Raw genomic sequence first — 25,232 nt, 5'->3', positions numbered from 1 at the left:
CTAGCCCTCCGTCGCGCGCACGCGAGCGGCGCGGACCAGCGACACCCAGTCGGCGAACGCCACGACGAACCGTTCGAGGAAGGTTCGTGCCTCGGGGGTGAGCCCCTCCTGGCCGTCGAACATCTCGGCGACTTCCGGGATGTAGGCCTCCGGCTGCTGCAACACCGGCATGTTGAGAAAGACCAGGCTCTGGCGCAGGTGATGGTTCGCGCCGAATCCGCCCAGTTTGTAGGGCGACTGGCTGACGACGGCGGCGGGCAGTCCGTCCCAGACGCTTTGGAACGGCGGCCGCGAGCCGACATCGATGGCGTTCTTCAGGCCGCCCGGGACCGAGCGATTGTATTCAGGCGTGACGAACAGCACCGCATCGACCCTGCGGATCTCCTCCCGAAACCGCGTCCACGCCGTCGGCGGAGTCTCGTCCAGATCCTCGGTATAGAGGGCCAGGTCGCCGATCTCGACGAAGTTGCAGTCGAGGCTGGCGGGCGCCAGGGCGATCAGCGCCCTGGCGAGCTTGCGGGTGTGGGAGCCTTTTCGGAGGCTGCCGACGATCACGGCGACCCTGTGTTTGCTGGTCATGGCGACACCGTCATTGTTCGCCGCGGGACAGCCCCGCGGCGCTCGACCTGGATATCGCCGTGGAGCCGCCGGCGACATTGAACGGAGGTATCGGCGAGACCAAGGTGTTGGTCAGGGCCGCCGCAGTCCTGGCTTCAGGAGCGCTTCGCCCAGGACGTCGACCAGAAGCGCCAGGAGCAGGGCCGCCGCGCCCAGCGCGAAGATCAGGCCATAGGCGCCACCGGACGCGTCGAGCCCATAGGCCAGGCCATAGGCGGCGATCGCCTGGGCGGCGGCGAAGCCGGTGGTGGCCAGCCGCCAAGCCGCCCGCTGGTCGCCGAGCCTCGAACCGGCGAGTTCGTGCACGCGCCCCAGCACCAGCGGCACAACGCCCGGCGTGGACGCGCCCATGAACAGGCTGGAGGGGATCAGCGCGCCGGGCGAGGACGAGATCGCCGGCGCCAGGGTCGCGATGGCTTCGAGCAGGAGCACCAGGCGCAGCGCCGGTCCATGTCCCGCGCGATCGGCCAGATGGCCGAACAGCAAGGGACCGACGAGCGCGCCCAGGCCGAACAACACCCAGTAGAAGGCGGCCGCCTCGACGCCTTGGCCCAGACCATGGGCGACAAACACCGCCAGGAACACCATGTGCGGGACCAGGCCCACGGCGTTCAGGGCGTACTCGGCGTGCAGCATCCAGAGCCGGTGCGTGGGACGCCGGTGTCGGCGTGGGCCTTCGCTCGGCGACGCGGGGGCGGCTTCTGGCCAGCCCCGCCAGGCCAAGGCGGTGAGCAGGGCGGCGGTGATCGCCAGGCCGATCCACGCCTGGGCGAGACCCTCGCGCAGCAGCACGGGGACGAGCGTCCCAGACGCCGCGATACCCAGGCCGACGCCCATGAAGATGAAGCCGCCGATCAGGCCTCGGCGGGCCGGCGGGGCGTGGGCCAGGATCAGCGGCGCGGCCAGGATCATGATCACTCCGCCCGCCACCCCCGAGCCGAAGCGCCAGGCGAAGAACCACGCGAAGCCGACGGGAAACGCGCAGGCCAGAAGGCTGCCGGCGGCGATGACCATGGCGCCGCGCAGCGCCGTTATGGGCGACAGTCCCCGAGCGAACGCCTCCGCCAGCAGGACGCCGGCCAGGTAGCCGCCGAGGTTGGCGGCCGCCAGATAGGTGGCCGACTCGTTGCTGAACCAGCCGGCCGAGACGACCGCCGGCAACAGCGGCGTATAGGCGAACCGAGCCAGGCCGATGCCGATCAGGGCGGCGCAGGCGCCAGAGACCACCGCGCGCCAGAGGGGTGGCTGGCCTGCCGTCTTCATGGAGATATTCCCGCCAGGAAGTCGAGGATAAGGGCCGCCGCCTCGTCCAGACGCTCGTCGAAGGCGAAGTGTCCGGCGTCGAGGAGATGGATCCGCGCGTCCGGCAGGTCCTGGCGGTAAGCCTGCGCGCCCGCCGCCACGAACGACGGATCGTACCGCCCCCAGAGCACAAGGGTCGGCGGCTGGCGGGCGCGCAGCCAGGCTTGCCAGCGCGGATAGGCCGCCACGTTGGACTGGTAGTCGAACAGCAGCGCTGCCTGGATTTCCCGCTGGCCGGGTCGCGAGAGCATGGCGAATTCATCGGTCCAGCTGTCAGGATCGTAGCGGTCCGGATCGGGACTGCCCGCGATGTGGCGCTGCCGGGCGCCCTCAAGCGAGAGGAAGGCGTCGAGCTGTTCGGGGTGGCTCCCCGGGTCCCGCCAATAGTCGGCTATGCCTGTCCATTTGACCCCCAACCCCTGGGCGTAGGCGTTGGCGTTCTGGACCACCAGCCCCAGCACCCGGTCGGGCCGGGCCTCCATCAGTCGAAAGCCGACCGGACCGCCGTAGTCCTGCATCAGGTAAACGCACTGCGTCACGCCCAGCTGGTCGAGCAAGCCGCTGATGGTCCGCGCCAGGTTGTCAAAGGTGTAGGCATAGCGATCCGGCGTCGGCGCGTCGCTGTGCCCGAAGCCCGGATAGTCCGGCGCGATCACCCGGTGGCTGACGGCCAGCAGAGGAATCAGGCCGGCGAACATCCGCGACGAGGACGGAAAGCCGTGCAGCAGCACGACGACGGGCGCGTCCGTCGGTCCGGCTTGGCGATAGAAGACGCCGACGCCATCGACCTGGGCCCGATGATAGGTTGTCGTGACCGAGGTCGACGGCAGGATCGGGGAAGAGCCCATGGCCTCAGTCCTGGGCTTGCCGATAGTCGGCCGTGCGCTTGTTGAGGTTGTCCTCCAGGTCGCCGGGCTTCTGCAGGCCGCGCTTGACCAGGGCGCCGACGCGGGCCTGGGCGGCCGGACGCTGGACCGAGGTGATGAAGGCGTCCCACCCTTCGCGCATCTCCGCGTCCGGCGGCAAGCTGGCCAGGTCGACCAGATGCTTGGTGTCGATGATGGCCTGATGGTCGAACGAGGCGATCCGCCGGGCCAAGGCGTCGACGAAGCCGTCGAGCTCGGCGTCGGGGAGGGCGCGGTTCACATAGCCGTAGCGTTCGGCCAGCGCGCCGTCGAAGCCGTCCGCGCCGAGCAGGATCTCCAGCGCCCGTCCGCGGCCGACCAGCCGCGGCAGACGCGCCATCGGTCCGCCGCCCGGCGCGAAGCCGGCCCCGACCTCGAACTGAGAGAGCTTGGCTTTCTCGCGGCTGGCGAACCGCATGTCGGTGGCCAGGACCAGCTCGCTGCCAATGCCGCTGGTGCGGCCGCGGATCGAGGAGATGGTCACCGCCTTCAGCCGGGCCAGGCGGACCATGAAGTCGGGCACCGGATGCATGCCGGTGGGCCCCGGCGCCATGCCCGTGGAGTCCTCAAGCGGCTTGAGCAGGTCGTAGTGGGCCATGAAGTAGCCGGGCACGGCGCTGTCGAAGACGACGACCTTCACGCGCGGGTCGGCCTCGATCTCGTCGAGGACCTGGACGAGCCGCCGCACCTCGGTCGGGCCCACGATGTTGAGCGGCGGATTGGCGAAGGTCACCCGCCAGTAGGCCGGGCTGTGCTTCGTCAGGCGGATGGTCTCGGCCGCGGGCCGCTCGGCCTCGGCCTGGGTGGGACGGCCCTGGGCGCCAGCAACTGTCGGCTCCGCGAAGACGGCGACCGACGCGAGGCCGGCGGCGAGGAGAAGGCGTTTCATGGCGGAGTCCGCTCGTGGTGATCTGGGATCGATGGCGGGGAGGGCGCCGTCAGCGTCCGACGCCGTAGCGGGCGGCGGGCTGGGTGCGCGAGATGATCGGGATCAGGGCTTGCCGGGCGTCCTCGTAGGTCTGCCAGGCGGCGAGATCGGCGAGGGCGGGAAGGGTGACGATCTCGCCCTGGTCCAGGCCCGCCAGGGCCGCGTCCACCGCATCCTGCGGGCTCATGACGATGGTCGGCGGAAGCTGGTCCAGCGGCGTGCCGGCCAGCGCCCAGAAGTCCGTCCCAACCGCGCCTGGACACACCGCCTGGACCCGCAGTCCGCGCCCGGCCAGCTCGTGGTGCAGCGACTGGGTGAAGGCGACGACGAAGGCCTTGGTGCCGCCGTACACCCCGTTCAGGATCTCCGGACCGATGGCGACGATCGAGGCCATGTTGACGATGGTGCCGCCGCCCCGCGCGACGAAGACGGGCGCGGCGGCGTAGGTCAGCCGCATCAGCGCGTCGACGTTCAGGGCGATCATCTCGCCCATCGCCGCGACGTCGCTGTCGAGCAGCGGTGTCGAGGACCCCACCCCGGCGTTGTTGACCAGCATGCTGATCGCAGGATCCGTCCGCAGGCGTTGGGCGATGGTCTCCAGGTCGGCCGCGCGACGCAGGTCCGCGGTCAGGGTCTCGACGCGCCGGCCGGTCGCCTGGACGACTTGGTCGGCCAGGGCCTTGAGCTTGTCGGTGTTGCGGGCCACCAGGATCAGGTCGTGCCCGCGACGGGCGAGGCGATCGGCGTAGACCGCGCCCATGCCCGTCGAGGCGCCGGTGACCACCGCGAAGCCCTTGGTGTTGCTGTTCATGGCTTGAACTCTCCGCGTTGAAGGGGGGGATCAGTCGATCCGGAGGCTCTGTTCCATCGCGTAGCACTGGTCCCAGATGTAGACGTCGTACCCCGCCAGACGGGACTGCCACTTGGGCGTCACGGCGTTGACGCACTGGACCACCACGCGGTCGATGTAGTTGTCGAAGACCGCCCACGGATTGGCCTTGTCCCGGTCGGCCAGTTCGCCGCCCAGGGCGGTGGACTTCAGCGCCGTGGTGGCCGCAGCCTTCACGTCGTTCATGAACTCCAGCTGGACGCGGACGTCGTCGTGGGTTCCCACCCTGTCCACGTGGCCGCCGACCAGCGTCTCGAACGGCACCCGGTCGATCTCGGCCACCTGGGCGAAGTAGCCCGGGACGTCCTGGGCCAGGGCCCACCGGCGCCAGGGCATCCAGCCCGGAAACACCACGTCGATGACCATCAGCGTCTTCTGGCGCGGGGCGTAGATGAAGATGTTTCCGGGCTCATGGGCGACGCCCGGATAGCTCAGCTCCAGGGTCTGGCTGCCGACCTTGAGCACGTAGCGATCCTTGAACACCACCATCGGCGGCGGGCGCTTGGGATCCTTGGCCCGGACCAGCAGGCGCTGGGTCTCCTCATGGGCGATGATCGTCGGATGGCCGCCCAGGTCGGTCACGCCCCCGATGTGGTCGATGTGGGAGTGGCTGTAGATCACGTGGGTGATCGGGCGGTCGGTGACCTCGGCGATCGCTTGGCGGATCTTGGCCGAGTAGCCGGGGGGCGCGTCGACGACCACCACGCCGGTCTCGTAGACCAGGAACATCGACTGGTAGGCGTTGTCGGTGACCAGGTAGAGCCCGGTCCCCAGGTCCTGGAGCCGGTAGCCCTTGGCCGGGTCGACAGGCGGGGCGGCGGGGCCGTGAACGGGCAGGTAGTGGTCGACCCTGACGCCGATCGGGGCCAGGGCGGGCATGTCCTTGTAGGGAACACCGGGTTGGCCCGGCTCGGCCTGGGTTTGGGCCGTCGAGGGGGCGGTGCAGGCCAAGGCCGCTATCGTCGCCGCGCCGAGGGTCGCGAGAAAGGTGTTGCGAGGGCGGGCCCTCGCCAGGGTCTGCTTGCGCGTCATCGTGGTTTTCCGTCGGTTCAGGCCGGGCCATCGCCCGCTCAACGGGAAACCTGGGCCGCCGGCGAGCGGGTCGATATTGGACCTTGGTGTCGTCGACACCTTCGTCTCGGTCGTCCCCAGGAGGTGTGAGCGACGCGTGAGGCGGCGACGTCGCCGATCCGCGATCGCCGAGCGCCGGGCCTTCAAGGGTTTGAGCGGGTGGAGGAAAGAGCCTGGGCGGCGCGCGCGTCCTAGCGTCGGCGCCGGGCCTCGTCGAGTTCACGCTCCAGTGCGGCCATCAGCGCCACGGCCGGCAAGGCGCGCGCGAGCGGCGCGCCCTGGCCGGCCCATTGCGCCCCATAGCCGCCGTCGCCGCGCGCCCGCGCCACGACCGCAAGCGCCTTTCCGGCGTCGTAGGCGATGGGATAGTCGGGGCGCGGCGTGACCCCGAGCGGTCCTTTGGCAAGGGCGGTGAAGGCGTTGGGCAGGCAACGCGCCGGGCGTCCGGAGATCAGGGCGGTCATTTCGGTGGCCGCCGCGCCGGGGCCCATCAAGGCCTCCCGGTGGAAGGCGTCGGCGCTGGATTCCGGACAGGCGACGAATGCCGTGCCCAGCTGGGCGGCCTGGGCGCCAAGCGCCAGGACGGCCGCGACGGCCGCCCCGTCCATCAGCCCGCCAGCAGCGATGACCGGGATGGGCATGCGCCTGACCAGCAGACGCGTCAGGGGCGCGACGCCCAGCTGGGCGTCCGGCGCGCCCGGGTCGAACACCCCCCGATGGCCGCCGGCCTCCCAGCCCTGGGCGACGATGGCGTCGACGCCGGCGTCGACCGAGGCACGGGCCTCGGCGAGCGAGGTTGCGGTCGCCAGCAACGCAATGCCGGCTGATTTCAGCCGCGAGATGGTCTCCGACGACGGCAGGCCGAAATGGAAGCTGACCACGGGCGGCCGGGTGTCTTCGAGCATGGCCAGCATGTCTGGATCGGCGACGAAGCTCGTATAGATCTCGCCGATCCTGTCCGGCGGCGCGGCGCCGAACCGGGCGAAGGTCGGCGCGAGCGCGGCGAGCCAGGCGGCGTTGACCGCTGGATCGCTCCGGGCCGGCCGGTGGCAGAAGACGTTGACGTTGAAGGGGCCATCCGTGGCCTGGCGAACCGCCGTGATCATGTCCCGCCCGGCCGTCGCGTCGACGGCGCCGAGCGCGATGGAGCCCAGGCCACCGGCATTGGTGACCGCCGCCGCCAGCTGCGGCGTCGAGGTTCCCGCCATGGGAGCCTGGATGATCGGCAGCCGGATCCCAAGCCGCGAGCACAGGTCGCTCATGCGCCCAGCTCCGCTGGAACACGCAGGCACGCCAGGCAGCCGCTGTCGCCGGACCGCCACTCCACGGCGCCGCCCAGCTCGCCGACCAGCGCCTGGACCAGGGCCATGCCGCGGCCGGGCGCCAGGCGCGCCGGCGCGATACCGTCGTCGCTGACCAGGCAGACCACATCGCCACACGAGCGCGTGACCTGCACCCAGATCACGCCGGCCCGGCCATGAAGGCCATGGCGCGCGGCGTTGCGGATCAGTTCGGCGACGGCCAGGCCCAGTCGCCAGGCCCGGTCGGAAGCGAGCCAGACGTCGTCGGTCTCCAGCACCAGGCCGACGCGTCGCTCCGCCAGGGTCGCGCGGGAAAACGCCGCGCAGAGCCGTCCGACATAGTCGGCGAGATTGACCCTGGCCTCCATCGGCGGCAGCAGGGCGCGATGGTTCTCGGCGTGGGCGTGCAGGCGATCGGCGGCCTGGCGCAGCGCTTGTCGAAGATCCCCGCCGACCGGCCCCGTCGCCGCCAGCGAAAGTCCGGAGATCGCCTCGGCGTATTCGTTGACGACCCGGTGGTTGATTTCCTCGACCAGGTGCAGGGGAAGGCCCGCGCCGCGGGTCGAAGCCATTTGGAAGTCCCGTGACATGCCCGATCTCCCGATGTCGCGCGCGACGACCGCGCCGCGGCTTGGCTCGGATCAGACCTCGGAACCCCGCACGGGACCATTGAACCTAGGTATCGCCGAGACCTTCGTATCGCGCGCGCCCGGTGTGCAGTCCCAGACGCTCGCTCATCCGCACCAGGTCGGCCAGGGAGCCGGCCTGCATCTTCTCCATGACGCGCCCGCGATGCGCCTTCACGGTGATCTCGCTGATGCCAAGCTCGCCGCCGACCTGCTTGTTGAGCAGGCCCGAGGCCACCAGGTCCATGACCTCGCACTCACGGCGGCTCAGCGAGGCGCGGCGCTCGCGCAGGATCTGCAGCGCCGCCCGCTCCCCGACGGCGCTCGCGCTCCGCTCCAGAGCCGCGCCGATGGCCGTGAGCAGCACCTCGTCGCCGAACGGCTTGGTGAGGAATTCGGCAGCGCCGGCCTTCATGGCCCGGACGCTTGTCGGCACGTCGCCGTAGCCGGTGATGAAGATGATCGGCATCTCGGCGCGCTCGTCGGCGATCCGGGCCTGGAGGTCCAGGCCGTTCAGATCGGGCAGGCTGACGTCGAGCACCAGACAGCTTGGGCCCGGCGGCGGCCGGCTCTCCAGAAAGGCGGTGGCCGAGGCGAAGGTGCGAGCCTCCCAGCCGCAGACCTGGATCAGAGCCTCCAGAGACTCGCGGATGGAAATGTCGTCGTCGACCACGAGAACCGTCGCCGGAGCGGGCTTCGCGGTCGGCTTTGAAGCGGTTGAAGGCGCGTATTGCATGGGAAAGTCCCTTACTCTTTGCCAAGCGCTGCGTTGACGGCGTCGACGATCACGGTCTCGTCGAAGGGTTTGAGCAAAAACGCGGTCGCGCCGAGGCCGAGCGCCTCGGCTTGCACACGGTCGTCCGATTGGGCGGTGATGAAGACGATCCCGACCTTGATGTCGCGCCGGACAAGTTCGCGTTGCAACTCCGGGCCCGTCATCCCGGGCATGGCGACGTCAAGCACCAGGCAGCCGGTCTGCTCCAGGGCGTCGGAAGCCAGGAACGCCTCCGCCGAGTCGAACGCGCGCGTCTCGAAGTCGAACGATCGAAGCAGTTCGGGCAAGGCTTCGCGCACCGATTCATCGTCATCGACCACGGAGACGAGACTACGATTGGCCATTAAGCATGCCCTGTACTGCGGCCCGCGACCGACGGGTCGCAGGGAATTGAAAATGAGAAGGTGGCGCCGGAGCCATCGGGATTGGGCGTGGCCGAGAGCCTGCCGCCGTGAGCCTCGATGATGGACCGGCTGATCGAAAGGCCAATGCCCATTCCTTCCGGCTTGGTCGTATGGAAGGCGTCGAAGAGCTGGTCGATGTTGTCAAGTTCGATCCCCTGGCCCACGTCGCGCATGTCGAGCATGACCTGCCCGCCGGCGCGGCGCGATGCGATGCGCAGCTCGCGTGGGCGGCCATCTACGGTTTCCATGGCGTCGACGGCGTTCAGGATCAGGTTCAGGATCACCTGCTGCAGCTGTATCCGATCGGCTTGCACCGGCGGAAAGGCCTCGGCGAAGTCGGTGCGCACGATCACGCGCCGGCGCTGAAGCTCGCTCGCAGACAGCGCAAGCACCTCGCGCGCGGCTTCGTGCAGATCCACTGGCTCGAGGCTGGGAGGGCGTCGGGCGAACATCGCGCGCAGCCGCTTGATGACCTCCGAAGCGCGTTGTCCGTCACGGATGGTGCGCTGGATCGCGGCGCGGGCCCCGTCCAGGTTCGGCGGGTCCATGGCCAGCATCCGGCTGGAGGCGCCGCCATTGGCGAGAATGCCGGCCAGGGGCTGACTGACCTCGTGAGCGATCGAGGCGGTCAGGGTGCTGAGCGCGGCGGCCCGCGACATATGGGCCAACTCGGCGCGGGCCCGGTTTAGGTCGTCCTCGGCCAGCTTGCGGGCGGTGATGTCCTGCAGCGCGCCCATGAAGACGGGATGGTCGGGGATCTGGTCGATGCGGTGGCCCATGACGTGGGCATGGCGCAGCTCGCCGCCGGCCTGGATTATCCGGAAGACCAACTCGAAGTTCTCGCCGTTCGCCGCCCCGCCGATCAGGGCCTGCACGTCGGCCATATCCTCCGGATGGATGGCCGCCATCATCATGTCCATGCTGACCTTGCAGCCCGGCTCGAAGCCGAACACCCGATAGATGACCTCCGACCAGTGATGATCGTCGGCCAGCACGTCCCAGGTGAAGCTGCCGGTGTTGCTCAGGCGCTGGGCGGCGGTCAGATGGGCGTTGGCCCGCACCAGTTCGGCCTGGCTCGCGCGCAGCGCTTCCTCCGCCAGCTTGTCTTCCGTCACGTCCTGACTGCTGCCGAAAAAGACCACCCTATCTTCGATCTCGGGGATGCGGACGGCGACCGTGCGCAGGTGCTTGATGGCGCCGCTGCGCGTGACGATGCGATAGGAGACCTCGAAATCCTCGCCCTTCCGCGTTGCCGCGCCCAGAGCCGCCAGGGCGCGCTCCCGATCGTCAGGATGAATGGTTTCGGCGACCATCTCCATGGTGGGGGATATGGCCGGGTCGAACTCCCATATCCGATAGTTCTCGTCCGACCAGTCCTGATCGCCCGTGGCCGTGTCCAGGGTGAAGCTGCCGATCCGGCTGAGGGTCTGGGCTCCGGCAAGGTAGCGGTTGACTCGCCTCAGCTCGGCCTCGCGGGCCTTCAGGGCCTCGTCGGCCTGGGCGCGTTCGATAGCCACGCCGGCGATGCGGGCGAAACGGTCGATGAGCTCTTCGTCCTGGTCGGTCGGGCCCTGCGGCGCACGTTTGTAGATGGCGAAGATGCCCAGGACCTCGCCATGGCTGCCCAGGATCGGCGCCGACCAACAGGACGCCAGGCCAAAGCCCGTCACGAGCTTCGGCCAGGACGAAGATCTCCAGCGCGGATCGCCAGGCGGGTCGGCCGCGATGATCGTCGATCGGGTTTCGACGGCTAGCGAGCAGGGCCCGTAATGAGGATCGACCTTCAGACCGTCCAGGGCGGCGTTATAGGCCTCGGGCAATTTTGGGCCCGCGCCGACACGGAAGCGGCGCTGGCCGTCGTCGCCCTCATCGTCGACGAACAGGATGCTGCAGAGGGAGTCCGGACTCAGGCCTTCGACCTGGACGCACAGCGCCTCCAGGATGCTGGGCAGGTCCATCCCGCGGGCGACCAGTTCCAGCAGGCGCTTTTCGGCCGCCAGCTGCGCCTCGGCGCGCGTGCGATCCTCGACATCGGTGTTGACGCCGCACCAGCCGGCAAGCTGTCCGTCCGCGTCGAAGAGGGGACGCGTCTGAAGGCTCAGGCGTCGGTAAACCCCGTCGGCGCGGCGCATGCGCGCCACGATGTTGATCTCGCGCGGCGTCTCCAGCGCCAGGGTGGACGCCCAGGCGTTCATCGCGCCCGGAACGTCCTCGGGATGGAACAACGAGATCCAACCCTGGGCCGCCAGCGCGTCAAGTCCGACCCCTGTATAGTCTCGCCAGCGCTCGCTGACGAAATCGCACGTCCCGTCGGGCGTGGCGGTCCAGACCATCCCGGGAAGCGCGTCCAGCAGTCGGCGAAGGTCGGTGTCCATCCTTGGCTTTCACGGCGGCCCGGTCTCTGACGATGCGGACCGAGGCAAGCCGCCGTCCATAGTACTTTGGTGTTGGTCGGACAGGACGTCCATGGCCTAGAACCGACCAGCCAGGGTGACGCCATAGGTCGCCGGCTGGCCGACGAAGCGGGCGACGGCGTTGGCGTTCAGGAAGACGTTCGTCCAGTAGTACTCGTTGGTGACGTTGCGTCCCCAGGCCCAGGCGCGCAGGCGACCGTCGGCCCGCTCGATCCCGGCGCGCAGGTCCAGCAATGTATAGGCGTCGATCCGAAAGCTCTCGGGCGCGCCGACCCCGGCATAGGTCGAGCTGCGATAATTCAGGGTTCCGCCCACGAAGCCGCGCAGCCGGTCGGTCAGCGGGAAAGCGTAGTCGAGGTTGGTCACCGACTGCCAGGCGGGCGAAAAGGGGAACGGCGTGCCGGACTGGTCGCCGAACGCCGCCGTGGCGTCGAAGCCGGTGAACTGGTCGATCCGGGTGTGGGTATAGGTCAGGGCGGTATCCAGGGTCAGGCCGTCGACGGGGCGGGCGACCAGCTGGGCTTCCACACCGACGACGTGGGACTTGGGAATCGAGACCAGAGCTTCCAGAGGGCCGAACGCGATATCCTTCACCGCGCCGCGCAGCTGCTTGTCGCGATAGTCGTAGTAGAAGACCGCGGCGTTGAGCTGGACGCGGCGATCGAACAAGCCGGCCTTGACGCCCGTCTCGTAGGCGACGAGCGATTCCTGGCCGACCGGCGCGTACTGCGGAACAGCCGAAACCGAGGCTACGGGCACGGCGCCGGCCTTATAGCCCTTGCTGATATTGGCGTAGGTCAGCACGCCGGGCCGGACGGTCCAGTTCAGGCCGAAACGCCAAGAAACGCTATCTTGATCCATGTCGCTGTGCACGTTGTCGGCCGGCCGCAGGCCGTTGGCGGGGTCGAGCACGATGCAGTCGCCTACGCGGGTCGGCGGCGCGGCGCCGCCGCGGAAGAAGTTCCAGAAGCGGGCGAAATGGTCGGTGGCCGCGAGCACGCAGCTGTCGAAGGTGCGCCGGTCCGCATTGTAGCGCAGGGCGCCCTCGACCATCAGCGTGTCCGTCAGTCCGTATTCCACGCGACCGAACACGGCGGCGGTCTCGACGCGCACCCTGCTGGTCATGAGATCCATGTCGGAATAGGCCTGCGGGTCGATCGCCTCGAACGTGTGGGATACGTCCACATCGGGAAAGAACTGCCGCGGCTGATCCTTGACCTTGTCGCGAGCATAGTTGACCCCGGCCAGCCAGGTCAGCCGCCGTTTCTGTCCGGACAGCCGGAACTCCTGGAAATAGGAGGCGATCACCCCGTCCTCGTCGATGACCTCGTTCAGGTCGAAGGGCGTGCCGTTGGGATCCTGTCCATAGGCCAGGTCCAGCGAGGCGAACGAGGTCAGGGACGTGAAGGTGACATTGTCGCGCACGTGATAGTCCGTCCGCCACAGCGCCTGGAAGAAGGTGGTGTCGCTAGCGTAGGGGAACGGCTCGCCCGTGCCGACGCGCGTCGGGCTCCAGTCGGCGGCGCGAGGCTTGGTCACGACGGGAAAGTCCAGCAAGCCGGGCGTCATCAGGGCGGGCACGATCGGCGCGGCGGCGTTGAACTGACCCGCCAGGCTATCGGAACCGTCGTGAGTCAGGGTGGCGGTCAGCCGGCTGACGATCCTGTCGGTGGGCTTCCATTCCAGGCTCGCGCGGCCCTGCAGCTCGCGGACGCGGCCGAGACGCTCGCCCGGGCGGCTGATGCTCTTTTGCCAGCCGTCGCCCCAGCGACCCTGGACAGCGATCCGGCCCGTCAGCGTGTCCGAGATCGGCCCCGTAACGTAGCCGCCGAGCCGAACACGATCAAAGCGGCCATAGGTCGCTTCCGCGCCGGCCTCGGACACATCGCGCGGCGGCGCGGCGATGTAGTTGACCGCGCCGCCGGTGGCGTTCTGGCCGAACAGCGTGCCCTGCGGCCCCTTGAGCACCTCGACCCGAGCCAGGTCGAAGGCGACCAGCTTGTTCATGGCCGGGTAGGGCAGGGGCGCTTCGTCGAGATAGATCGTCACCGCCGGCGGGGTGGCCAGGTCGCTGTTGAAGAAGCCCACGCCGCGCAGGGTGATCGAGGTCGAGGCGAAGTTGCTCTCCTGCAGGGTCAGGCCCGGCACGAGGCGCGGCAGGTCGGAGACGGCGTCGACGCCCCGAAGGCGCAGGGTTTCGCCCGACGCCGCCGTGATGGACATGCCCACGCTGTCGGCCGCCTGTTCGCGCTTCTGGGCTGTGACCACCACCTGCTCGACAGCCGTGCTGGCGTCGTCTTCCGCCAGGGCGGGACTCGCCCCTAGCCCCACGACTACCGCGGCGCTGCAGACCCAAGATCTCCCGTTCATCCCTCTCTCCCCACAAGCACGCTGAAACATCGCGCGAAGGGGCGGGGGGCGTCGATTGCACCAAGGTATCGGCGACACCTATGTCCAATCGACCAGGCGGCCCGTTCGCTATTGATGGTCGGGCCGGATGGTCCGGCCAAGGGAGCGACAGATGATCCGCAAGGGACAGGCCGTTTGGCGAGGCGCAGGCCGCGATGGCGAAGGCGCCCTGACCACTGACTCCGGGGTGTTGCACGACACGCCGTATTCCTTTCGAACGCGCTTTGAAACCCAGCCCGGGACCAATCCCGAGGAGCTGATCGCGGCGGCCCACGCTGGCTGCTTCACCATGGCGCTGGCCTTCGCGCTGCAGGCGGCCGGTGTCACGCCGACCGAGTTGTCCACCGAGGCGGCCGTCTCGCTGGACAAGGATGAGGCGGGCTTCAAGATCACCCGGTCGGCGCTGAGCGTGCGAGCCTCGGTTCCGGGGATCGACGCCGAGACCTTCGCGCGCATCGCCGGCGAGGCCGAAAAGAACTGCCCCGTGTCCAGGGTCCTGAACGCCGAGATCACGCTCTCGGCCAGTCTGGTCTGAACGGGCCAAATCCTCGTCACGCGGATCCGACCGTCGCCGGTTCAGAGCTGGCGGCGGTCGTTTGCGTTCCGCCGTTCGGTAGTCTTGGAAAGATACCAAGGTATCGCCGATACCAAGGTCCAATGGGGCGCCGTGCAGATCTCAATACATCCTGTTCTCGAAGCTGAATTGCTCGGAAGCGTTCGGCGAAAGGTCCAGGAGAACTGCGATGAATTCCGATATCTTTCCAACCACCCGCCGTCATTTCCTGGCCGCGTCGGTGACGGCCGCCGGGGCGATCGGCGTCGCCGGCTCGGCGGTCGCCGAGATCGCCGGCCTCGCCGCGGAGCCGGCGGGCGGCGCTGGCGTCCGACCCTACAAGATCCAGATCCCGCAGGCCGCGCTGGACGACACCAAGCGCCGCATCCTGGCCACCCGCTGGCCGGAAAAGGAGACCGTCAGCGACGATAGCCAAGGCGTGCAGTTGGCCACCATGAAGGCGCTCGCCGACTACTGGGCCAACCGCTACGACTGGCGCAGCTGCGAGGCCTATCTGAACAACCTGCCCAACTTCGTGACCAAGATCGACGGTCTCGACATCCACTTCCTGCACATCAAGTCCAAGCACGCCGACGCCCTGCCGATCATCGTCACGCACGGCTGGCCCGGCTCGATCATCGAGCAGTTGAAGATCATCGGCCCGCTGACCGATCCGACGGCGCATGGCGGCGCGGCCGCCGACGCCTTCCACATCGTGATCCCGTCTCTGCCGGGCCACGGGTTCTCGGCCAAGCCGACCGCCACGGGCTGGGATCCGATCCGCATCGCCAAGGCCTGGATCGTGCTGATGCAGCGCCTCGGCTACAATCGCTACGTCGCCCAGGGCGGCGACTGGGGTAACGCCGTCACCGAGCAGATGGCGCTGCTGAAGCCCGAGGGCCTGGTCGGCATCCACACGAACATGCCCGCCACCGTCCCGGCCGACGTCGCCAAGGCGCTGCAGTACGGCGAGCCCGCGCCGGCCGGCCTGTCCGCCGACGAGCGTCATGCCTTCGACCAGCTCGACAGCTTCTACAAGCACGGGCTGGGCTATGCGAACGAGATGGCGAACCGGCCGCAGACCCTCTACGCGCTGGCCGACTCTCCAATCGGCCTGGCCGCCTGGATGCTGGACCACGACGCCAAGAGCCAGGAACTGATCGCTCGGGTCTTCGCCGGGAAGCAGGAGGGCCTGTCGCAAGAGGACGTCGTCGACAACGTCGCGCTCTACTGGCTGACCAACACGGCCGTGTCGTCGGCGCGGCTCTACTGGGAAAGCAAGCTGGCCTTCTTCGCGCCCAAGGGCGTGACGATCCCGGTGGCCGTCAGCGCCTTCGCCGACGAACTGTACCAGGCGCCGGAGAGCTGGTCCCGAAAGGCTTATCCGAACCTTGTCTTCTACAAGCGGCATGACAAGGGCGGCCACTTCGCCGCCTGGGAGCAGCCGCAGCGGCTCACCGAGGATCTCCGGGCCGCCTTCCGGCCGCTGCGGCGCGCTTAAGCCGCGGCCGGCAGGGCGGGTCGGCGTCCTCCCCCCAAGTCCGATCCGCCCCGAACCTTTCCACCCGCCAGAGGATGCGCGATGCCTGTCATCTCTCGCACGACGACCGCTTGGCCGACCCGCAGGGCGGCCGCCCTCGGTCTTGCGGCGCTTCCCGCTACGGGCGCGCTGCTGGCGACCTGCGGCGTGAGCCGCGCCGAGTCCTTCCAGGCGCTGTCTCCGGGCAAGGCCTGGATCAACACCGCGCCTCTGCGTCCCTCCGATCTGGCAGGCAAGGTCGTGCTGGTCAATTTCTGGACCTACACCTGCATCAACAGCCTGCGGCCGCTACCCTATCTGAGGGCCTGGGCGGACAAGTATGGTGATCGCGGCCTTGTCGTGCTGGGCGTTCACACCCCGGAGTTCAGTTTCGAGCGCGAACTGCCCAGGGTGCGCCAGGCGGTCGCCGAGCAGGGCGTGCGCTATCCGGTCGTGCTCGACAACGACTTCGCCATCTGGCGCTCGTTCGACAACTCGGCCTGGCCGGGCTTCTACTTCATCGACGCGCGAGGCCAGGTCCGCCACCGGCGCCTGGGCGAGGAGGACTACGCCCGTTCCGAACGGGTGATCCAGGACCTGCTGGGCGAGGCGCGCGGCGAGCGGATCGCCGACCCGATCCTTCCTGTCCCTGGCCAGGGCGCTCAAGCCGCGCCGGACTGGGCCGACCTGGCCAGTCCCGAAACCTATGCCGGCTATGCGAAGGCCGAGAACTTCGCGGGGGGCGGCGGTCTGCGTCGCGGCGTCGTGGCCGGATACGCGCCGCCCCAGCGCCTGCCGCTAAACGGCTGGGCGCTGTCGGGCCGGTGGGACGTCCAGTCGGAATTCGCCGCCCTGGCCGAGGCAGGCGGATCGATCGCCTTCCGCTTCCACGCCCGTGATCTGCACCTGGTGATGACCCCGGGGGTGGACGAGCGTCCGACCCGCTTCCGTGTGCGGATCGATGGGGCCGAACCCCGCGCGGACCATGGGGTCGACGTCGACGCCGAGGGCTGGGGCGAGGTCCGCGAAGCCCGGATGCATCAGCTGATCCGCCAATCCGGACAGATCCGCGACCGCACCTTCGAGATCGAATTCCAGGGCGCGGGACCGCGCGCTTACTGCTTCACCTTCGGATAGCAGGAGAAACCGGATGTCCAAGATCGTCGACCCGCTCCGCCGCAGCCTCCTAGGCGCCGCCATGATCTCGGCGGCAGCGTCGACCCTCGCCCCGGCGGCCCATGCCGGCCCCACGCCGGGCGGGAACCTTCCGCCCCTGAAGCGGGTCCGGACGGCCGATCTCGAGATCGCCTATGTGGAATGGGGACCGCCGCGAGGCCCGCCCGTCATCCTGCTGCACGGCTGGCCCTACGACATCCACGCCTTCGCCGAGGTCGGGCCGTTGCTGGCCGCGAAGGGTCATCGTGTGATCGCGCCCTATCTCCGGGGGTTCGGCGAGACCCGTTTCCTGTCGCCCGACGCCGTCCGCAACGGCCAGCCTTCGGCGGTCGCCCTGGATACGGTGGCCATGATGGACGCGCTGGGCGTCAAGAGCGCCATCCTCGGCGGCTTCGACTGGGGCGCGCGCAGCGCCGACATCATCGCCGCGCTGCAGCCGGAGCGCTGCCGGGGCCTGGTGGCGGTCAGCGGCTATCTGATCGGCGGCCAGGCGGCCGGCGCCAGGCCGCTGCCTCCGGAGGCCGAGCTGCAGTGGTGGTACCAGTTCTACTTCGCGACCGAACGCGGCCGGGACGGCTACGACGCCAACCGCCGCGCGTTCGCCCGACTGATCTGGCGCCTGGCCTCGCCGAGATGGACGTTCGACGACGCCACGTTCGACCGGTCGGCGGCGGCCTTCGACAATCCCGACCACGTCGCGGTGGTGATCCACAACTACCGCTGGCGGTTGGGCCTGGCGCAGGGGGAGTCCCGCTACGACGCGTTCGAGCAGCGCCTGGCCAGTGGTCCGACGATCGGCGTCCCGACCATCACCCTGGAAGGTGACGCCAACGGCGCGCCGCACCCGGACCCCTCGGCCTACGCCGCCAAGTTCACCGGCCCCTACGCCCACCGCCTGATCGACGGCGGCGTCGGCCACAACCTGCCGCAGGAAGCGCCCGAGGCTTTCGCCCTGGCGATCCTCGACGTCGTCCGCGGCTGAATTTCAGAAGGATTGAACCCATGGAAGACAACGTCATCGTCGACTCCAGCTTCAAGGCCGTCATCAACGCGCCGATCGACGCCATCAACATCCCGGCCTGGTGCTTCAGCCTGCCAGACAAGGAGTACCAGGGCTGCTCGCCCGCCCACGTCGCGGCGGGCGCGACGACGGCGCCGGACGGGCGGCGCATGTCGATCAATGTCGAGGTGATCGGCGGCACGCCGATGGTGCAACACTATGTCGAGAAGCTGGCCGAGCCGCATCACCTGGTCCTGGAGTCCGTCTCGGACCTGTTCACCGCCGCCGGTCGAACCACCATGGTGGTGATGTGGGAACTGAGCGTCACCCGGATCGACGACCAGCGCTGCGAATTCACCAACCACGTGCGGACCTGGCCGACCGAGGAGTTCAACGCCTATCTGGACCGGCAGGGCATCCCGTTCGAGGTCTTCCGCGCCCAGCGCCAGCCGTTCAGCCTCGCGCACAACGCCGGCGAGACCCCGCTCTTCGCCGCCAGCCTGGAGCGCCATGCCCTGCGGCAGGCCGGGGGAGTCTGAGCCATGAGCTATGACCCCAAGACGACCGCGATCCTGCTGGTCGATCCCTACAACGACTTCCTCAGCGAGGGCGGCAAGACCTGGCCGCGCCTTAAGGCGATCGCCGAAGACGTGAACCTGCTGGACCACTTGCGGGCGGTGGTCGCCGAGGCCCGAGCGGCCGGGCTACAGATCGTCTTCGTGCCCCATCACCGGTGGGAGCCTGGCGACTACGAGCACTGGCGTCACGCCACGCCCTACCAGCGGGCCGGCGCCCAGCGGCAGATATTCGCCCGCGGCTCGTGGGGCGGCACGTTCCACGACGACTTCCAGCCGCGCGAGGGCGACATCGTCGCCAAGGAGCACTGGGGATCCAGCGGCTTCGCCAACACCGACCTGGACCTGCGGCTCAGGCAGGCCGGCATCCAGAGCGTGATCCTGATCGGCCTGATCGCCAACACCTGCATTGAGGCCACGGGCCGCTTCGCCATGGAGCTGGGCTACGACGTCACCCTGGTCCGCGACGCGACCGCCGCCTTCAGCCCCGAAGCGATGCACGCCGCTCACGAGATCAACGGGCCGACCTACACGCGCGAGATCCTCACCACCGCGGCCCTGGTCGGCCGCCTGCGGGAGATCCCGCGATGAGCGCCGCAAGCCACCTGACCGTCGACCGGTCCCAGCCCGGCGTCTGGCAGGTCACCTTCGACAATCCGCCGATCAACATGCTGGCGCCCGCCGGCATCGTCGAACTGCAGGCGCTGGTTAGCCAGGTCGAGGCCGACCCGGACGCCAAGGTCCTGGTCTTCCAGTCGGCGGATCCGGAGTTCTTCATCGCCCATTTCGACACCACCAAGGCGGCCGACCTGCCGCGTCAGCCGGGACCCAGCGGCCACTCGCCCTGGATCGACGTCGTCGTCCGCCTGGCCCGCTCGCCGGTGGTGAGCATCGCCAAGATCCGGGGCCGAACGCGTGGCGTCGGCAGCGAGTTCGTGCTGGCCTGCGACATGCGCTTCGCCAGCCGCCAACGGGCCATCCTCGGCAATCCGGAGGTGGGCGTGGGTCTGCCGCCCGGCGGCGGGGCGCTGGAGTGGTTGCCGCGGCTGGCTGGGCGATCCCGAGCGCTGGAGATCGTGCTGAGCGGCGACGATTTCGACGCCGATCTGGCTGAGCGCTACGGTTGGATCAACCGCGCTCTCGACGACGACGCCCTCGACGGGTTCGTCGACGCCCTGGCCGCCCGGCTGGCGTCGTTCGATCGCCAGACCCTGGGCGACCTCAAGGCGCAGGTGAACCGCGTGGGCGTGCCCACGGCCGATGAGCTCGAAACCAGCAACCGGATGTTCTTCGACGCCCTGAAGCATCCGGACACCCAGGCCCGGCGCGCCCGGCTGGGCGGGCTGGACTACGGCCGGCGTGGCGATTTCGAACTGAACTTCGGCCGATACCTGCCTGGACTTCGTCCGGAATGAGAACGCGGCCCGATCCCAAACCAAGGAGGTGGAAATGTCTGATTTCAAGCTCGAGGTGGTCGTCGTCCCCGTGTCGGACGTGAGCCGGGCGGCGGCGTTCTATCGTCGGCTGGATTGGCGGGTGGACGCCGACATCGCCACCGAGGGCGGCGGCCGGATCCTGCAGTTCACGCCGCCGGGCTCGCCGGCCTCGATCCTGATCGGGACAGGCCTGACGCCATCCGCGCCCGGCACGGCGCAGTTCCTGCACCTGATCGTTTCCGACATCGAGGCCGCGCGGGCTGAACTGGTGAGCAAGGGCGTTGACGCCAGCGCGGTCTTCCACGACGCCGGCGGCGGCTACAACCGCTTCGACCCGGCGGTGCGGGCCGAGGGACTCGATCCCGAGCGTCGCAGCTACGCCTCCTTCGTGACCTTCAGCGATCCGGACGGCAACGGCTGGGTGCTGCAGGAGATCACCTCGCGCTTCCCAGGACGGATCGACGCCGGCGTGACGAACTTCGGCTCGGTCGCGGATCTGGCTGAAGCGTTGAGGCGCGCGGCGGCGGCCCATGGCGAACACGAAAAGCTCACCGGCGCGGCCGACCCCAACTGGCCCGACTGGTACGCGGCCCACATGGCCGGCGAGCAGGCGAGAGGTTGAGGTCCAACGCTTCACGCTGAATGGATCGTCGCCTGGATTGACGGTATCGCTTCGATCCAGGCTTCAAGGCCGTTCGTTGAGGAAGGCGCCATGGATCGTATAGAGGCGATGCGGGTGTTCATCGCCGCGCTGGACGAGGGCAGCCTGGCGGGGGCTGGGCGGCGGCTGAACCGCTCGCCGGCCGCCGTCAGCCGGGCGATCGCGTCCCTTGAGCAGCACGTCGGGGCGGAGCTCATTCACCGCACGACGCGGTCGTTGCGGCTCAGCGAAGCGGGCGAGCGCTACGCGTCCGCCTGTCGGCGCATCCTGGTCGACCTTGAGGAGGCCGACCTGATCGCCCTGGGCGAACGCTCGGCGCCGCGCGGAACCCTGACCATCACCGCGCCGCCAATCAGCGGCGAGGAAATCCTGCGTCCGGTGATCGACGCCTTTCTGGACGCCTATCCGGCCGTCACCGTGAACCTGCTGCTGCTCGACCGCCATGCCAGCTTGGTGGAGGAGGGGATCGACGTCGCCTTGCGGGTGGGCCAGCTTCCGGACTCCTCCATGGTCGCCGTCAGGGTGGGCGGCGGCGTCAAGCGGGTGATCGCCGCCGCGCCGCGATACCTGGCCGAGCATCCCCGCATTGACGAACCGGCCGACCTGGTCCGGCATCGGATCGTCACCACCACCCATTTCGGCCACGACACCTGGGTCTTCCCGCCCGCCTCGCCAGGCGGGATCGCCCGGTCGGTGCAGTTCAAGCCGCGGCTGGTGGTCAACAGCGTCCGCGCCGCCCTGGCCTCGGCGGTCGCTGGCGGCGGCGTGACGCGGCTCTACACCTATCACGTGGCGGAGCGCGTACTGGACGGGAGTTTGCGGCTGCTGCTGCGTGACGCCGAGGCGCCGCCCCTGCCGGTGCACCTGATCACGCCTCAGGGGCGGACTTCGACGCCGAAGGTCCGCGCATTCCTGGATTTCGCCGCGCCCCGGCTGAGGGCCGAGTTCGCGCGGCTGTCGGCGGACGCGGAGGCATTGGCGCCTGGGCGGCCCACGGTGTGAACGGCTGCTGATACCGGGGCATTCTGCCGATTTGCGGAAGGCTGCCTATACCAAAGTGTCCATTCTCTCGCGCGCCGATCGATCCGACATTGCTCTCATCCGGCGGCGATCCCGCCCCGAACGAATGAGGCAAGTCATGAGCAATCAACAGAAGGTCGCCATTGTCACCGGCGCTTCGCAGGGCATCGGCGCCGAACTGGTCAAGGCCTATCGGGACCGCAACTATCGCGTGGTCGCCACCTCCCGCTCCATCAAGCAAGGCGCTGATCCCGACATCCTGGCCGTGGCGGGCGACATCGCCGATCCGGCCACCGCCGAGCGCGTCGTCAGCCAAGCCCTGGCCCGCTTCGGCAGGATCGACACCCTGGTCAACAACGCGGGCATCTTCACGGCCAAGCCGTTCACGGCCTTCACGGCCGAGGACTTCGAAGCCAACCTCTCGACCAACCTGGTCGGCTTCTTCCACATCACCCAGCGGGCGGCGAGCGAGATGCTGAAGCAGGGCTCGGGCCACGTGGTCAGCATCACCACCAGCCTGACCGATCACGCCAACGTCAACGTGCCTTCGGTCCTGGCCAGCCTGACCAAGGGCGGCATCAACTCGGCGACCAAGTCGCTGGCCATCGAGTTCGCCGACAAGGGTGTGCGGGTGAACGCCGTCTCGCCCGGAGTGATCAAGACGCCGATGCACGCGCCGGAAACCCACGCCTTCCTGGCCGGTCTGCATCCGGTGGGTCGCCTGGGCGAGATCCGCGATATCGTCGAGGCGGTCCTCTACCTGGAAACGGCCGGCTTCGTGACGGGCGAGATCCTGCACGTGGATGGCGGCCAGAGCGCCGGTCACTAGGGAGGGATCGCCATGCCGATCGTCAACATCCAGGTCACGCGCGAAGGCTCCGGCCCCGGGCGCGACGCGGTCACGGCCGAGGAGAAGGCCGCCCTGATCGCTGGAGTCAGCCAACTGCTGCTGGACGTGCTGCACAAGCCGCTCGACTCGACCTTCGTGGTCATCGAGGAGGTCGAACTGGAGAACTGGGGCTGGGGCGGTCTGCCCGTCCCGGAGTATCGCAAGCGACGGGCGGCCGGCGGGACCTGATCCACGTCAGCCAAAAAGGGCCGCCGTGTCGCGGCGGCCCGCGTCCTCACGAAAACGAGGCCAGCCATGGGCTCCCTGAACCGCAATGACTTGCTCGACCTCTTCGGAGGCGGGCTTGCGACCATCCACGCCGCCGACGGGTTCTCCGAACCGCCGTGCAACTCGCCTGGTGATCCGAGGTCTCCGTCGCGCGCCGCGGCCGCGGCCGGGATCGTGCACATCGTCGAGCCGGACAGCGATGTCCGGCAACGCTTGGCGAAACTCGCGCTCGCCGATGGGCTGAAGGCGCGAACCCATGGCGACCTCGAAGCCTTCTTCGACGCCGCGCGGCCTGGCGACGCCGCCTGTCTCGTGATCGACGCCGCGCTGGTCGGGCTGGTGCTCGCGACGCATGAGCGCCGGCCGCGAGCGGACTGCCTGGCCTATCCCGTCGTCGTCACGGCGGAGCCGGCCCAGTTCGCCGCCGCCGTGCGGGCGATCCGCGCCGGCGTCAGCGACATCCTCGAAAAGCCATTCGACGACGGGGACGCCATCGCCGTCATCCGCGCGGCCGTCCGCCTGGGGGGCAAGCGTCGTCTGCAAGCGCAGCGACTTTCGTTTCTGCAAGGGCGGTTCTCGACCCTTTCGCCCCGGGAGCGTCAGGTCATGGCGCTGGTCACCGCCGGCAAACTCAACAAGCAGGTGGGCGGCGTTCTGGGCTTGAGCGAAATCACGGTGAAGGCCCATCGCGGCGCGGTGATGCGCAAGATGAACGCCACGTCCCTGGCCGAGCTCGTGCGAATGTCGGACGCCTTGGTCCTGGCTTTCGGATCGTACGCCGAGGTTGCGCCCTGCGATCGACGGACGGCGGACGACCAGTTGCGGAAGGTACGCAGCGCTGAACGTCAGCTTTCTGGCGCCGCTGGCAGGGTGAACTGAAAGACCGCGCCGTTGGGGCTGTTCGGGGACGCCCAAATGCGACCGCCGTGGGCTTCAATGATCGAGCGGCAGATCGAAAGGCCCATGCCCATGCCGTCCGGTTTGGTCGTGTACAGCGGATCGAAAATCCGTTCCAAGTGCTGCGCGCCGACGCCGCTCCCCAAGTCCGCGACAGAAACCAGGACCTCGCCATTTTCGCCGCTCAGCGACTGGACGTCGAGGGGGCTGACCTCGTGCGTGGCCGCCGTGGCCTCGGCGGCGTTCATGATCAGGTTGTAAAGGACCTGCTGCAGCTGGGTGCGATTGCCCGCGACGGTCAACGTCTGCGAAGCCAACCCCACGCGTATCCTGATCCGCCGCTTACGCAGGTCGGTATGCATCAACGAGGTCGTTTCGGCGATCAGTCGGTTGATGTCCACGACGGTTCGTGCGCGTTGGTCCTGTTTGAAGTTCGCGCGAATGCTGTCGATGATCTCCGCCGCGCGAAGACCGTCGGCCGCGATCCGTTGCATGTTGACCTTCGCGGTCGCCAGATCGGGTTCTGGTCGAGCCAGCGTGCGTGCGCTTGTCCGGGCGCGCATGATCATCGCGGCCAGTGGCTGCTTGACTTCATGCGCGATCATGGCGGCCACCGCGTCCCCGGTGAAAAGACGGGCTTGCCGCTCGGCCCGCTGGGCGCGAACCGCCTTCAGGAGGCGGCGGTAGAGGTTGGAGACCTCGACCAGCAGCACCACCAGGACAAGGCTGTTGGCCACCAGGTTGATGATCACGACCGTGTACCACCCGACGCTGAAACGGCTGGAAGGTCCAAAGAAGGCCATCGGAACGCCGGCCAGGTGCACCGACGCGACGACCAGCAGCCAAAGCCCCAACACCGTGTTTCGTTGTGGCCAGAGCAGGGTCACGGCCGAGCCGTAGAGCGTTGCTATCGGGGCGCCCGCGTAGAAGATCCAATTGGCGCTGAACCGTCGACCGTCCGCGGCGACGGTGGGCAGATGCTCGTCGCCGGCGATGCAGAGCACGCCGATCGCGACGACCAGGGCCGTCGTCGTCGCGAGGCTGAAGAGGACGGCCGGGCGGTGGCTGCTGTGCTTTGGCGCCGTCGTCACGCTCCGGCTCAAGACCGCAAAGGCGACCATCGACCCCGCCAGGCCGCAGTGCTTGAGGATATAGAGCCAGGCGGTGGTTTGCAGGCCTCCCACCAGGGCTCTGTCCGGCGCGAACAAGCCGGGGAAGGCCAGCAGATAGGGGATGAGGATCAGCGCCGCGAAGAGATAGCCATTGGCGATGACCAGCAGGGCGCGGCTGCGCAGGATCGAGAACTGCGAGAAGAAGATCACGGCGGTGACCAGATCGATCACGAACAACGCCGATGTCTCGATCGGCACGAAGGCCGGCACGCGCGGCAACTGCAGGCTGGCGAAGGGACGCGTGATGACGAAGAGCAAGACCAGGAGACCTGGAACCACGCCCAGCGCTAGCAGCCTGTGCGTCGGGCTCGGCGCCGCGCCCGTGAGGACAATGACGTCATCGTCGCTCGGATCGCGCGTGCCTGCACCCTGCATATCAGCCTTCGAGTTGTAGACTTCGCGCAGCCGAATCTTCGACGGTACGAAAGCCCCTGGCGCGCGGCGTTATCATAGGCAGGCGAGGG

25 protein-coding genes are annotated in these 25,232 nt (G+C 68.7%); 12 read left to right on the top strand and 13 right to left on the bottom strand.

Annotated features, from left to right (window positions below; translation table 11 throughout):
* From J2X41_RS01675 to J2X41_RS01620, 12 genes are all read right to left on the bottom strand, one after another.
* On the bottom strand, positions 1 to 579 hold the full coding sequence (locus J2X41_RS01675) for an NAD(P)H-dependent oxidoreductase (RefSeq protein WP_310079143.1): 579 nt from the start codon (positions 577 to 579) through the stop codon (positions 1 to 3).
* 111 nt (positions 580 to 690) lie between these two features.
* A complete protein-coding gene (locus J2X41_RS01670) occupies positions 691 to 1,881 on the bottom strand; it encodes a YbfB/YjiJ family MFS transporter (protein ID WP_310079141.1) in 1,191 nt (396 codons plus the stop codon).
* Positions 1,878 to 2,768: an alpha/beta hydrolase gene (locus J2X41_RS01665; protein WP_310079138.1), complete on the bottom strand. Its 891-nt coding sequence runs from the start codon at positions 2,766 to 2,768 to the stop codon at positions 1,878 to 1,880. Before J2X41_RS01665 ends, J2X41_RS01670 begins: the two co-directional genes overlap by 4 nt.
* Before the next feature lie 4 nt (positions 2,769 to 2,772).
* The gene (locus J2X41_RS01660; protein WP_310079137.1) at positions 2,773 to 3,714 is read right to left on the bottom strand and encodes an enoyl-CoA hydratase/isomerase family protein; all 942 of its coding nucleotides are present in this window, start codon (positions 3,712 to 3,714) and stop codon (positions 2,773 to 2,775) included.
* 49 nt (positions 3,715 to 3,763) lie between these two features.
* A complete protein-coding gene (locus J2X41_RS01655) occupies positions 3,764 to 4,564 on the bottom strand; it encodes an SDR family oxidoreductase (protein WP_310079135.1) in 801 nt (266 codons plus the stop codon).
* Between the two features lie 30 nt (positions 4,565 to 4,594).
* The gene (locus tag J2X41_RS01650) at positions 4,595 to 5,674 is read right to left on the bottom strand and encodes an MBL fold metallo-hydrolase (protein WP_310079134.1); all 1,080 of its coding nucleotides are present in this window, start codon (positions 5,672 to 5,674) and stop codon (positions 4,595 to 4,597) included.
* 230 nt (positions 5,675 to 5,904) lie between these two features.
* On the bottom strand, positions 5,905 to 6,975 hold the full coding sequence (locus tag J2X41_RS01645; protein ID WP_310079132.1) for a nitronate monooxygenase: 1,071 nt from the start codon (positions 6,973 to 6,975) through the stop codon (positions 5,905 to 5,907).
* On the bottom strand, positions 6,972 to 7,586 hold the full coding sequence (locus J2X41_RS01640; RefSeq protein ID WP_310079130.1) for a sensor histidine kinase: 615 nt from the start codon (positions 7,584 to 7,586) through the stop codon (positions 6,972 to 6,974). Before J2X41_RS01640 ends, J2X41_RS01645 begins: the two co-directional genes overlap by 4 nt.
* Before the next feature lie 103 nt (positions 7,587 to 7,689).
* Entirely contained in the window at positions 7,690 to 8,313 is a 624-nt protein-coding gene (locus J2X41_RS01635) for a response regulator (RefSeq protein WP_310079129.1), read from the bottom strand.
* Between the two features lie 74 nt (positions 8,314 to 8,387).
* Positions 8,388 to 8,759: a response regulator gene (locus tag J2X41_RS01630; RefSeq protein WP_057186639.1), complete on the bottom strand. Its 372-nt coding sequence runs from the start codon at positions 8,757 to 8,759 to the stop codon at positions 8,388 to 8,390.
* A complete protein-coding gene (locus J2X41_RS01625; RefSeq protein WP_310079127.1) occupies positions 8,759 to 11,194 on the bottom strand; it encodes a PAS domain-containing protein in 2,436 nt (811 codons plus the stop codon). Before J2X41_RS01625 ends, J2X41_RS01630 begins: the two co-directional genes overlap by 1 nt.
* 96 nt (positions 11,195 to 11,290) lie before the next feature.
* Complete coding sequence (locus tag J2X41_RS01620) at positions 11,291 to 13,603, bottom strand: TonB-dependent receptor domain-containing protein (protein ID WP_310079125.1); 2,313 nt, start codon at positions 13,601 to 13,603, stop codon at positions 11,291 to 11,293.
* A gap of 151 nt (positions 13,604 to 13,754) precedes the next feature.
* On the opposite strand from J2X41_RS01620, the gene J2X41_RS01615 reads away from it, so the two are divergent.
* From J2X41_RS01615 to J2X41_RS01560, 12 genes are all read left to right on the top strand, one after another.
* Positions 13,755 to 14,177 (top strand): OsmC family protein, encoded by a 423-nt coding sequence (locus tag J2X41_RS01615; RefSeq protein ID WP_310079122.1) that lies wholly within the window; start codon positions 13,755 to 13,757, stop codon positions 14,175 to 14,177.
* A gap of 208 nt (positions 14,178 to 14,385) precedes the next feature.
* On the top strand, positions 14,386 to 15,696 hold the full coding sequence (locus tag J2X41_RS01610; RefSeq protein ID WP_310079121.1) for an epoxide hydrolase: 1,311 nt from the start codon (positions 14,386 to 14,388) through the stop codon (positions 15,694 to 15,696).
* A gap of 81 nt (positions 15,697 to 15,777) precedes the next feature.
* A complete protein-coding gene (locus J2X41_RS01605) occupies positions 15,778 to 16,851 on the top strand; it encodes a redoxin family protein (protein WP_310079119.1) in 1,074 nt (357 codons plus the stop codon).
* Positions 16,852 to 16,864: 13 nt separating this feature from the next.
* Positions 16,865 to 17,872 carry an alpha/beta hydrolase gene (locus J2X41_RS01600; protein ID WP_310079118.1) on the top strand — a complete coding sequence of 336 codons (1,008 nt, stop codon included), beginning with the start codon at positions 16,865 to 16,867 and terminating at the stop codon, positions 17,870 to 17,872.
* Positions 17,873 to 17,892: 20 nt separating this feature from the next.
* Positions 17,893 to 18,429: a hypothetical protein gene (locus tag J2X41_RS01595; RefSeq protein WP_310079116.1), complete on the top strand. Its 537-nt coding sequence runs from the start codon at positions 17,893 to 17,895 to the stop codon at positions 18,427 to 18,429.
* Positions 18,430 to 18,432: 3 nt separating this feature from the next.
* Positions 18,433 to 19,056 (top strand): isochorismatase family cysteine hydrolase, encoded by a 624-nt coding sequence (locus J2X41_RS01590; protein ID WP_310079113.1) that lies wholly within the window; start codon positions 18,433 to 18,435, stop codon positions 19,054 to 19,056.
* Positions 19,053 to 19,880 (top strand): enoyl-CoA hydratase/isomerase family protein, encoded by an 828-nt coding sequence (locus J2X41_RS01585; RefSeq protein WP_310079111.1) that lies wholly within the window; start codon positions 19,053 to 19,055, stop codon positions 19,878 to 19,880. Before J2X41_RS01590 ends, J2X41_RS01585 begins: the two co-directional genes overlap by 4 nt.
* 34 nt (positions 19,881 to 19,914) lie before the next feature.
* Positions 19,915 to 20,523: a VOC family protein gene (locus J2X41_RS01580; RefSeq protein WP_310079109.1), complete on the top strand. Its 609-nt coding sequence runs from the start codon at positions 19,915 to 19,917 to the stop codon at positions 20,521 to 20,523.
* Between the two features lie 90 nt (positions 20,524 to 20,613).
* Positions 20,614 to 21,564 carry a LysR family transcriptional regulator gene (locus J2X41_RS01575; protein ID WP_310079106.1) on the top strand — a complete coding sequence of 317 codons (951 nt, stop codon included), beginning with the start codon at positions 20,614 to 20,616 and terminating at the stop codon, positions 21,562 to 21,564.
* Positions 21,565 to 21,700: 136 nt separating this feature from the next.
* Positions 21,701 to 22,411: an SDR family oxidoreductase gene (locus J2X41_RS01570; protein ID WP_310079104.1), complete on the top strand. Its 711-nt coding sequence runs from the start codon at positions 21,701 to 21,703 to the stop codon at positions 22,409 to 22,411.
* A 12-nt stretch (positions 22,412 to 22,423) separates the two neighbouring features.
* The gene (locus tag J2X41_RS01565) at positions 22,424 to 22,660 is read left to right on the top strand and encodes a 4-oxalocrotonate tautomerase family protein (protein WP_310079103.1); all 237 of its coding nucleotides are present in this window, start codon (positions 22,424 to 22,426) and stop codon (positions 22,658 to 22,660) included.
* 66 nt (positions 22,661 to 22,726) lie between these two features.
* Positions 22,727 to 23,578, top strand: coding sequence for a LuxR C-terminal-related transcriptional regulator (locus J2X41_RS01560; RefSeq protein WP_310079099.1), 852 nt, complete (start codon positions 22,727 to 22,729; stop codon positions 23,576 to 23,578).
* On the opposite strand, the gene J2X41_RS01555 is transcribed toward J2X41_RS01560, so the two are convergent.
* Positions 23,545 to 25,143 (bottom strand): MASE4 domain-containing protein, encoded by a 1,599-nt coding sequence (locus tag J2X41_RS01555; protein ID WP_310079098.1) that lies wholly within the window; start codon positions 25,141 to 25,143, stop codon positions 23,545 to 23,547. The genes J2X41_RS01560 and J2X41_RS01555 overlap by 34 nt on opposite strands.
* Positions 25,144 to 25,232: the final 89 nt, after the last annotated feature.

Source organism: Caulobacter sp. BE254 (assembly GCF_031457295.1).
In the GTDB taxonomy this organism is placed as follows: Bacteria; Pseudomonadota; Alphaproteobacteria; order Caulobacterales; family Caulobacteraceae; genus Caulobacter.
The sequence above is the reverse complement of the archived record's forward strand: the minus strand, read 5'-3'. Positions and strand labels throughout refer to the sequence as shown.

What these genes read in the sequence shown, in the direction of transcription:
- J2X41_RS01675 (WP_310079143.1), bottom strand. Translation starts at nt 579, where the DNA reads ATGACCAGCAAACACAGGGTCGCCGTGATCGTCGGCAGCCTCCGAAAA.
- J2X41_RS01670 (WP_310079141.1), bottom strand. Translation starts at nt 1,881, where the DNA reads ATGAAGACGGCAGGCCAGCCACCCCTCTGGCGCGCGGTGGTCTCTGGC.
- J2X41_RS01665 (WP_310079138.1), bottom strand. Translation starts at nt 2,768, where the DNA reads ATGGGCTCTTCCCCGATCCTGCCGTCGACCTCGGTCACGACAACCTAT.
- J2X41_RS01660 (WP_310079137.1), bottom strand. Translation starts at nt 3,714, where the DNA reads ATGAAACGCCTTCTCCTCGCCGCCGGCCTCGCGTCGGTCGCCGTCTTC.
- J2X41_RS01655 (WP_310079135.1), bottom strand. Translation starts at nt 4,564, where the DNA reads ATGAACAGCAACACCAAGGGCTTCGCGGTGGTCACCGGCGCCTCGACG.
- J2X41_RS01650 (WP_310079134.1), bottom strand. Translation starts at nt 5,674, where the DNA reads ATGACGCGCAAGCAGACCCTGGCGAGGGCCCGCCCTCGCAACACCTTT.
- J2X41_RS01645 (WP_310079132.1), bottom strand. Translation starts at nt 6,975, where the DNA reads ATGAGCGACCTGTGCTCGCGGCTTGGGATCCGGCTGCCGATCATCCAG.
- J2X41_RS01640 (WP_310079130.1), bottom strand. Translation starts at nt 7,586, where the DNA reads ATGGCTTCGACCCGCGGCGCGGGCCTTCCCCTGCACCTGGTCGAGGAA.
- J2X41_RS01630 (WP_057186639.1), bottom strand. Translation starts at nt 8,759, where the DNA reads ATGGCCAATCGTAGTCTCGTCTCCGTGGTCGATGACGATGAATCGGTG.
- J2X41_RS01625 (WP_310079127.1), bottom strand. Translation starts at nt 11,194, where the DNA reads ATGGACACCGACCTTCGCCGACTGCTGGACGCGCTTCCCGGGATGGTC.
- J2X41_RS01620 (WP_310079125.1), bottom strand. Translation starts at nt 13,603, where the DNA reads ATGAACGGGAGATCTTGGGTCTGCAGCGCCGCGGTAGTCGTGGGGCTA.
- J2X41_RS01615 (WP_310079122.1), top strand. Translation starts at nt 13,755, where the DNA reads ATGATCCGCAAGGGACAGGCCGTTTGGCGAGGCGCAGGCCGCGATGGC.
- J2X41_RS01610 (WP_310079121.1), top strand. Translation starts at nt 14,386, where the DNA reads ATGAATTCCGATATCTTTCCAACCACCCGCCGTCATTTCCTGGCCGCG.
- J2X41_RS01605 (WP_310079119.1), top strand. Translation starts at nt 15,778, where the DNA reads ATGCCTGTCATCTCTCGCACGACGACCGCTTGGCCGACCCGCAGGGCG.
- J2X41_RS01600 (WP_310079118.1), top strand. Translation starts at nt 16,865, where the DNA reads ATGTCCAAGATCGTCGACCCGCTCCGCCGCAGCCTCCTAGGCGCCGCC.
- J2X41_RS01595 (WP_310079116.1), top strand. Translation starts at nt 17,893, where the DNA reads ATGGAAGACAACGTCATCGTCGACTCCAGCTTCAAGGCCGTCATCAAC.
- J2X41_RS01590 (WP_310079113.1), top strand. Translation starts at nt 18,433, where the DNA reads ATGAGCTATGACCCCAAGACGACCGCGATCCTGCTGGTCGATCCCTAC.
- J2X41_RS01585 (WP_310079111.1), top strand. Translation starts at nt 19,053, where the DNA reads ATGAGCGCCGCAAGCCACCTGACCGTCGACCGGTCCCAGCCCGGCGTC.
- J2X41_RS01580 (WP_310079109.1), top strand. Translation starts at nt 19,915, where the DNA reads ATGTCTGATTTCAAGCTCGAGGTGGTCGTCGTCCCCGTGTCGGACGTG.
- J2X41_RS01575 (WP_310079106.1), top strand. Translation starts at nt 20,614, where the DNA reads ATGGATCGTATAGAGGCGATGCGGGTGTTCATCGCCGCGCTGGACGAG.
- J2X41_RS01570 (WP_310079104.1), top strand. Translation starts at nt 21,701, where the DNA reads ATGAGCAATCAACAGAAGGTCGCCATTGTCACCGGCGCTTCGCAGGGC.
- J2X41_RS01565 (WP_310079103.1), top strand. Translation starts at nt 22,424, where the DNA reads ATGCCGATCGTCAACATCCAGGTCACGCGCGAAGGCTCCGGCCCCGGG.
- J2X41_RS01560 (WP_310079099.1), top strand. Translation starts at nt 22,727, where the DNA reads ATGGGCTCCCTGAACCGCAATGACTTGCTCGACCTCTTCGGAGGCGGG.
- J2X41_RS01555 (WP_310079098.1), bottom strand. Translation starts at nt 25,143, where the DNA reads ATGCAGGGTGCAGGCACGCGCGATCCGAGCGACGATGACGTCATTGTC.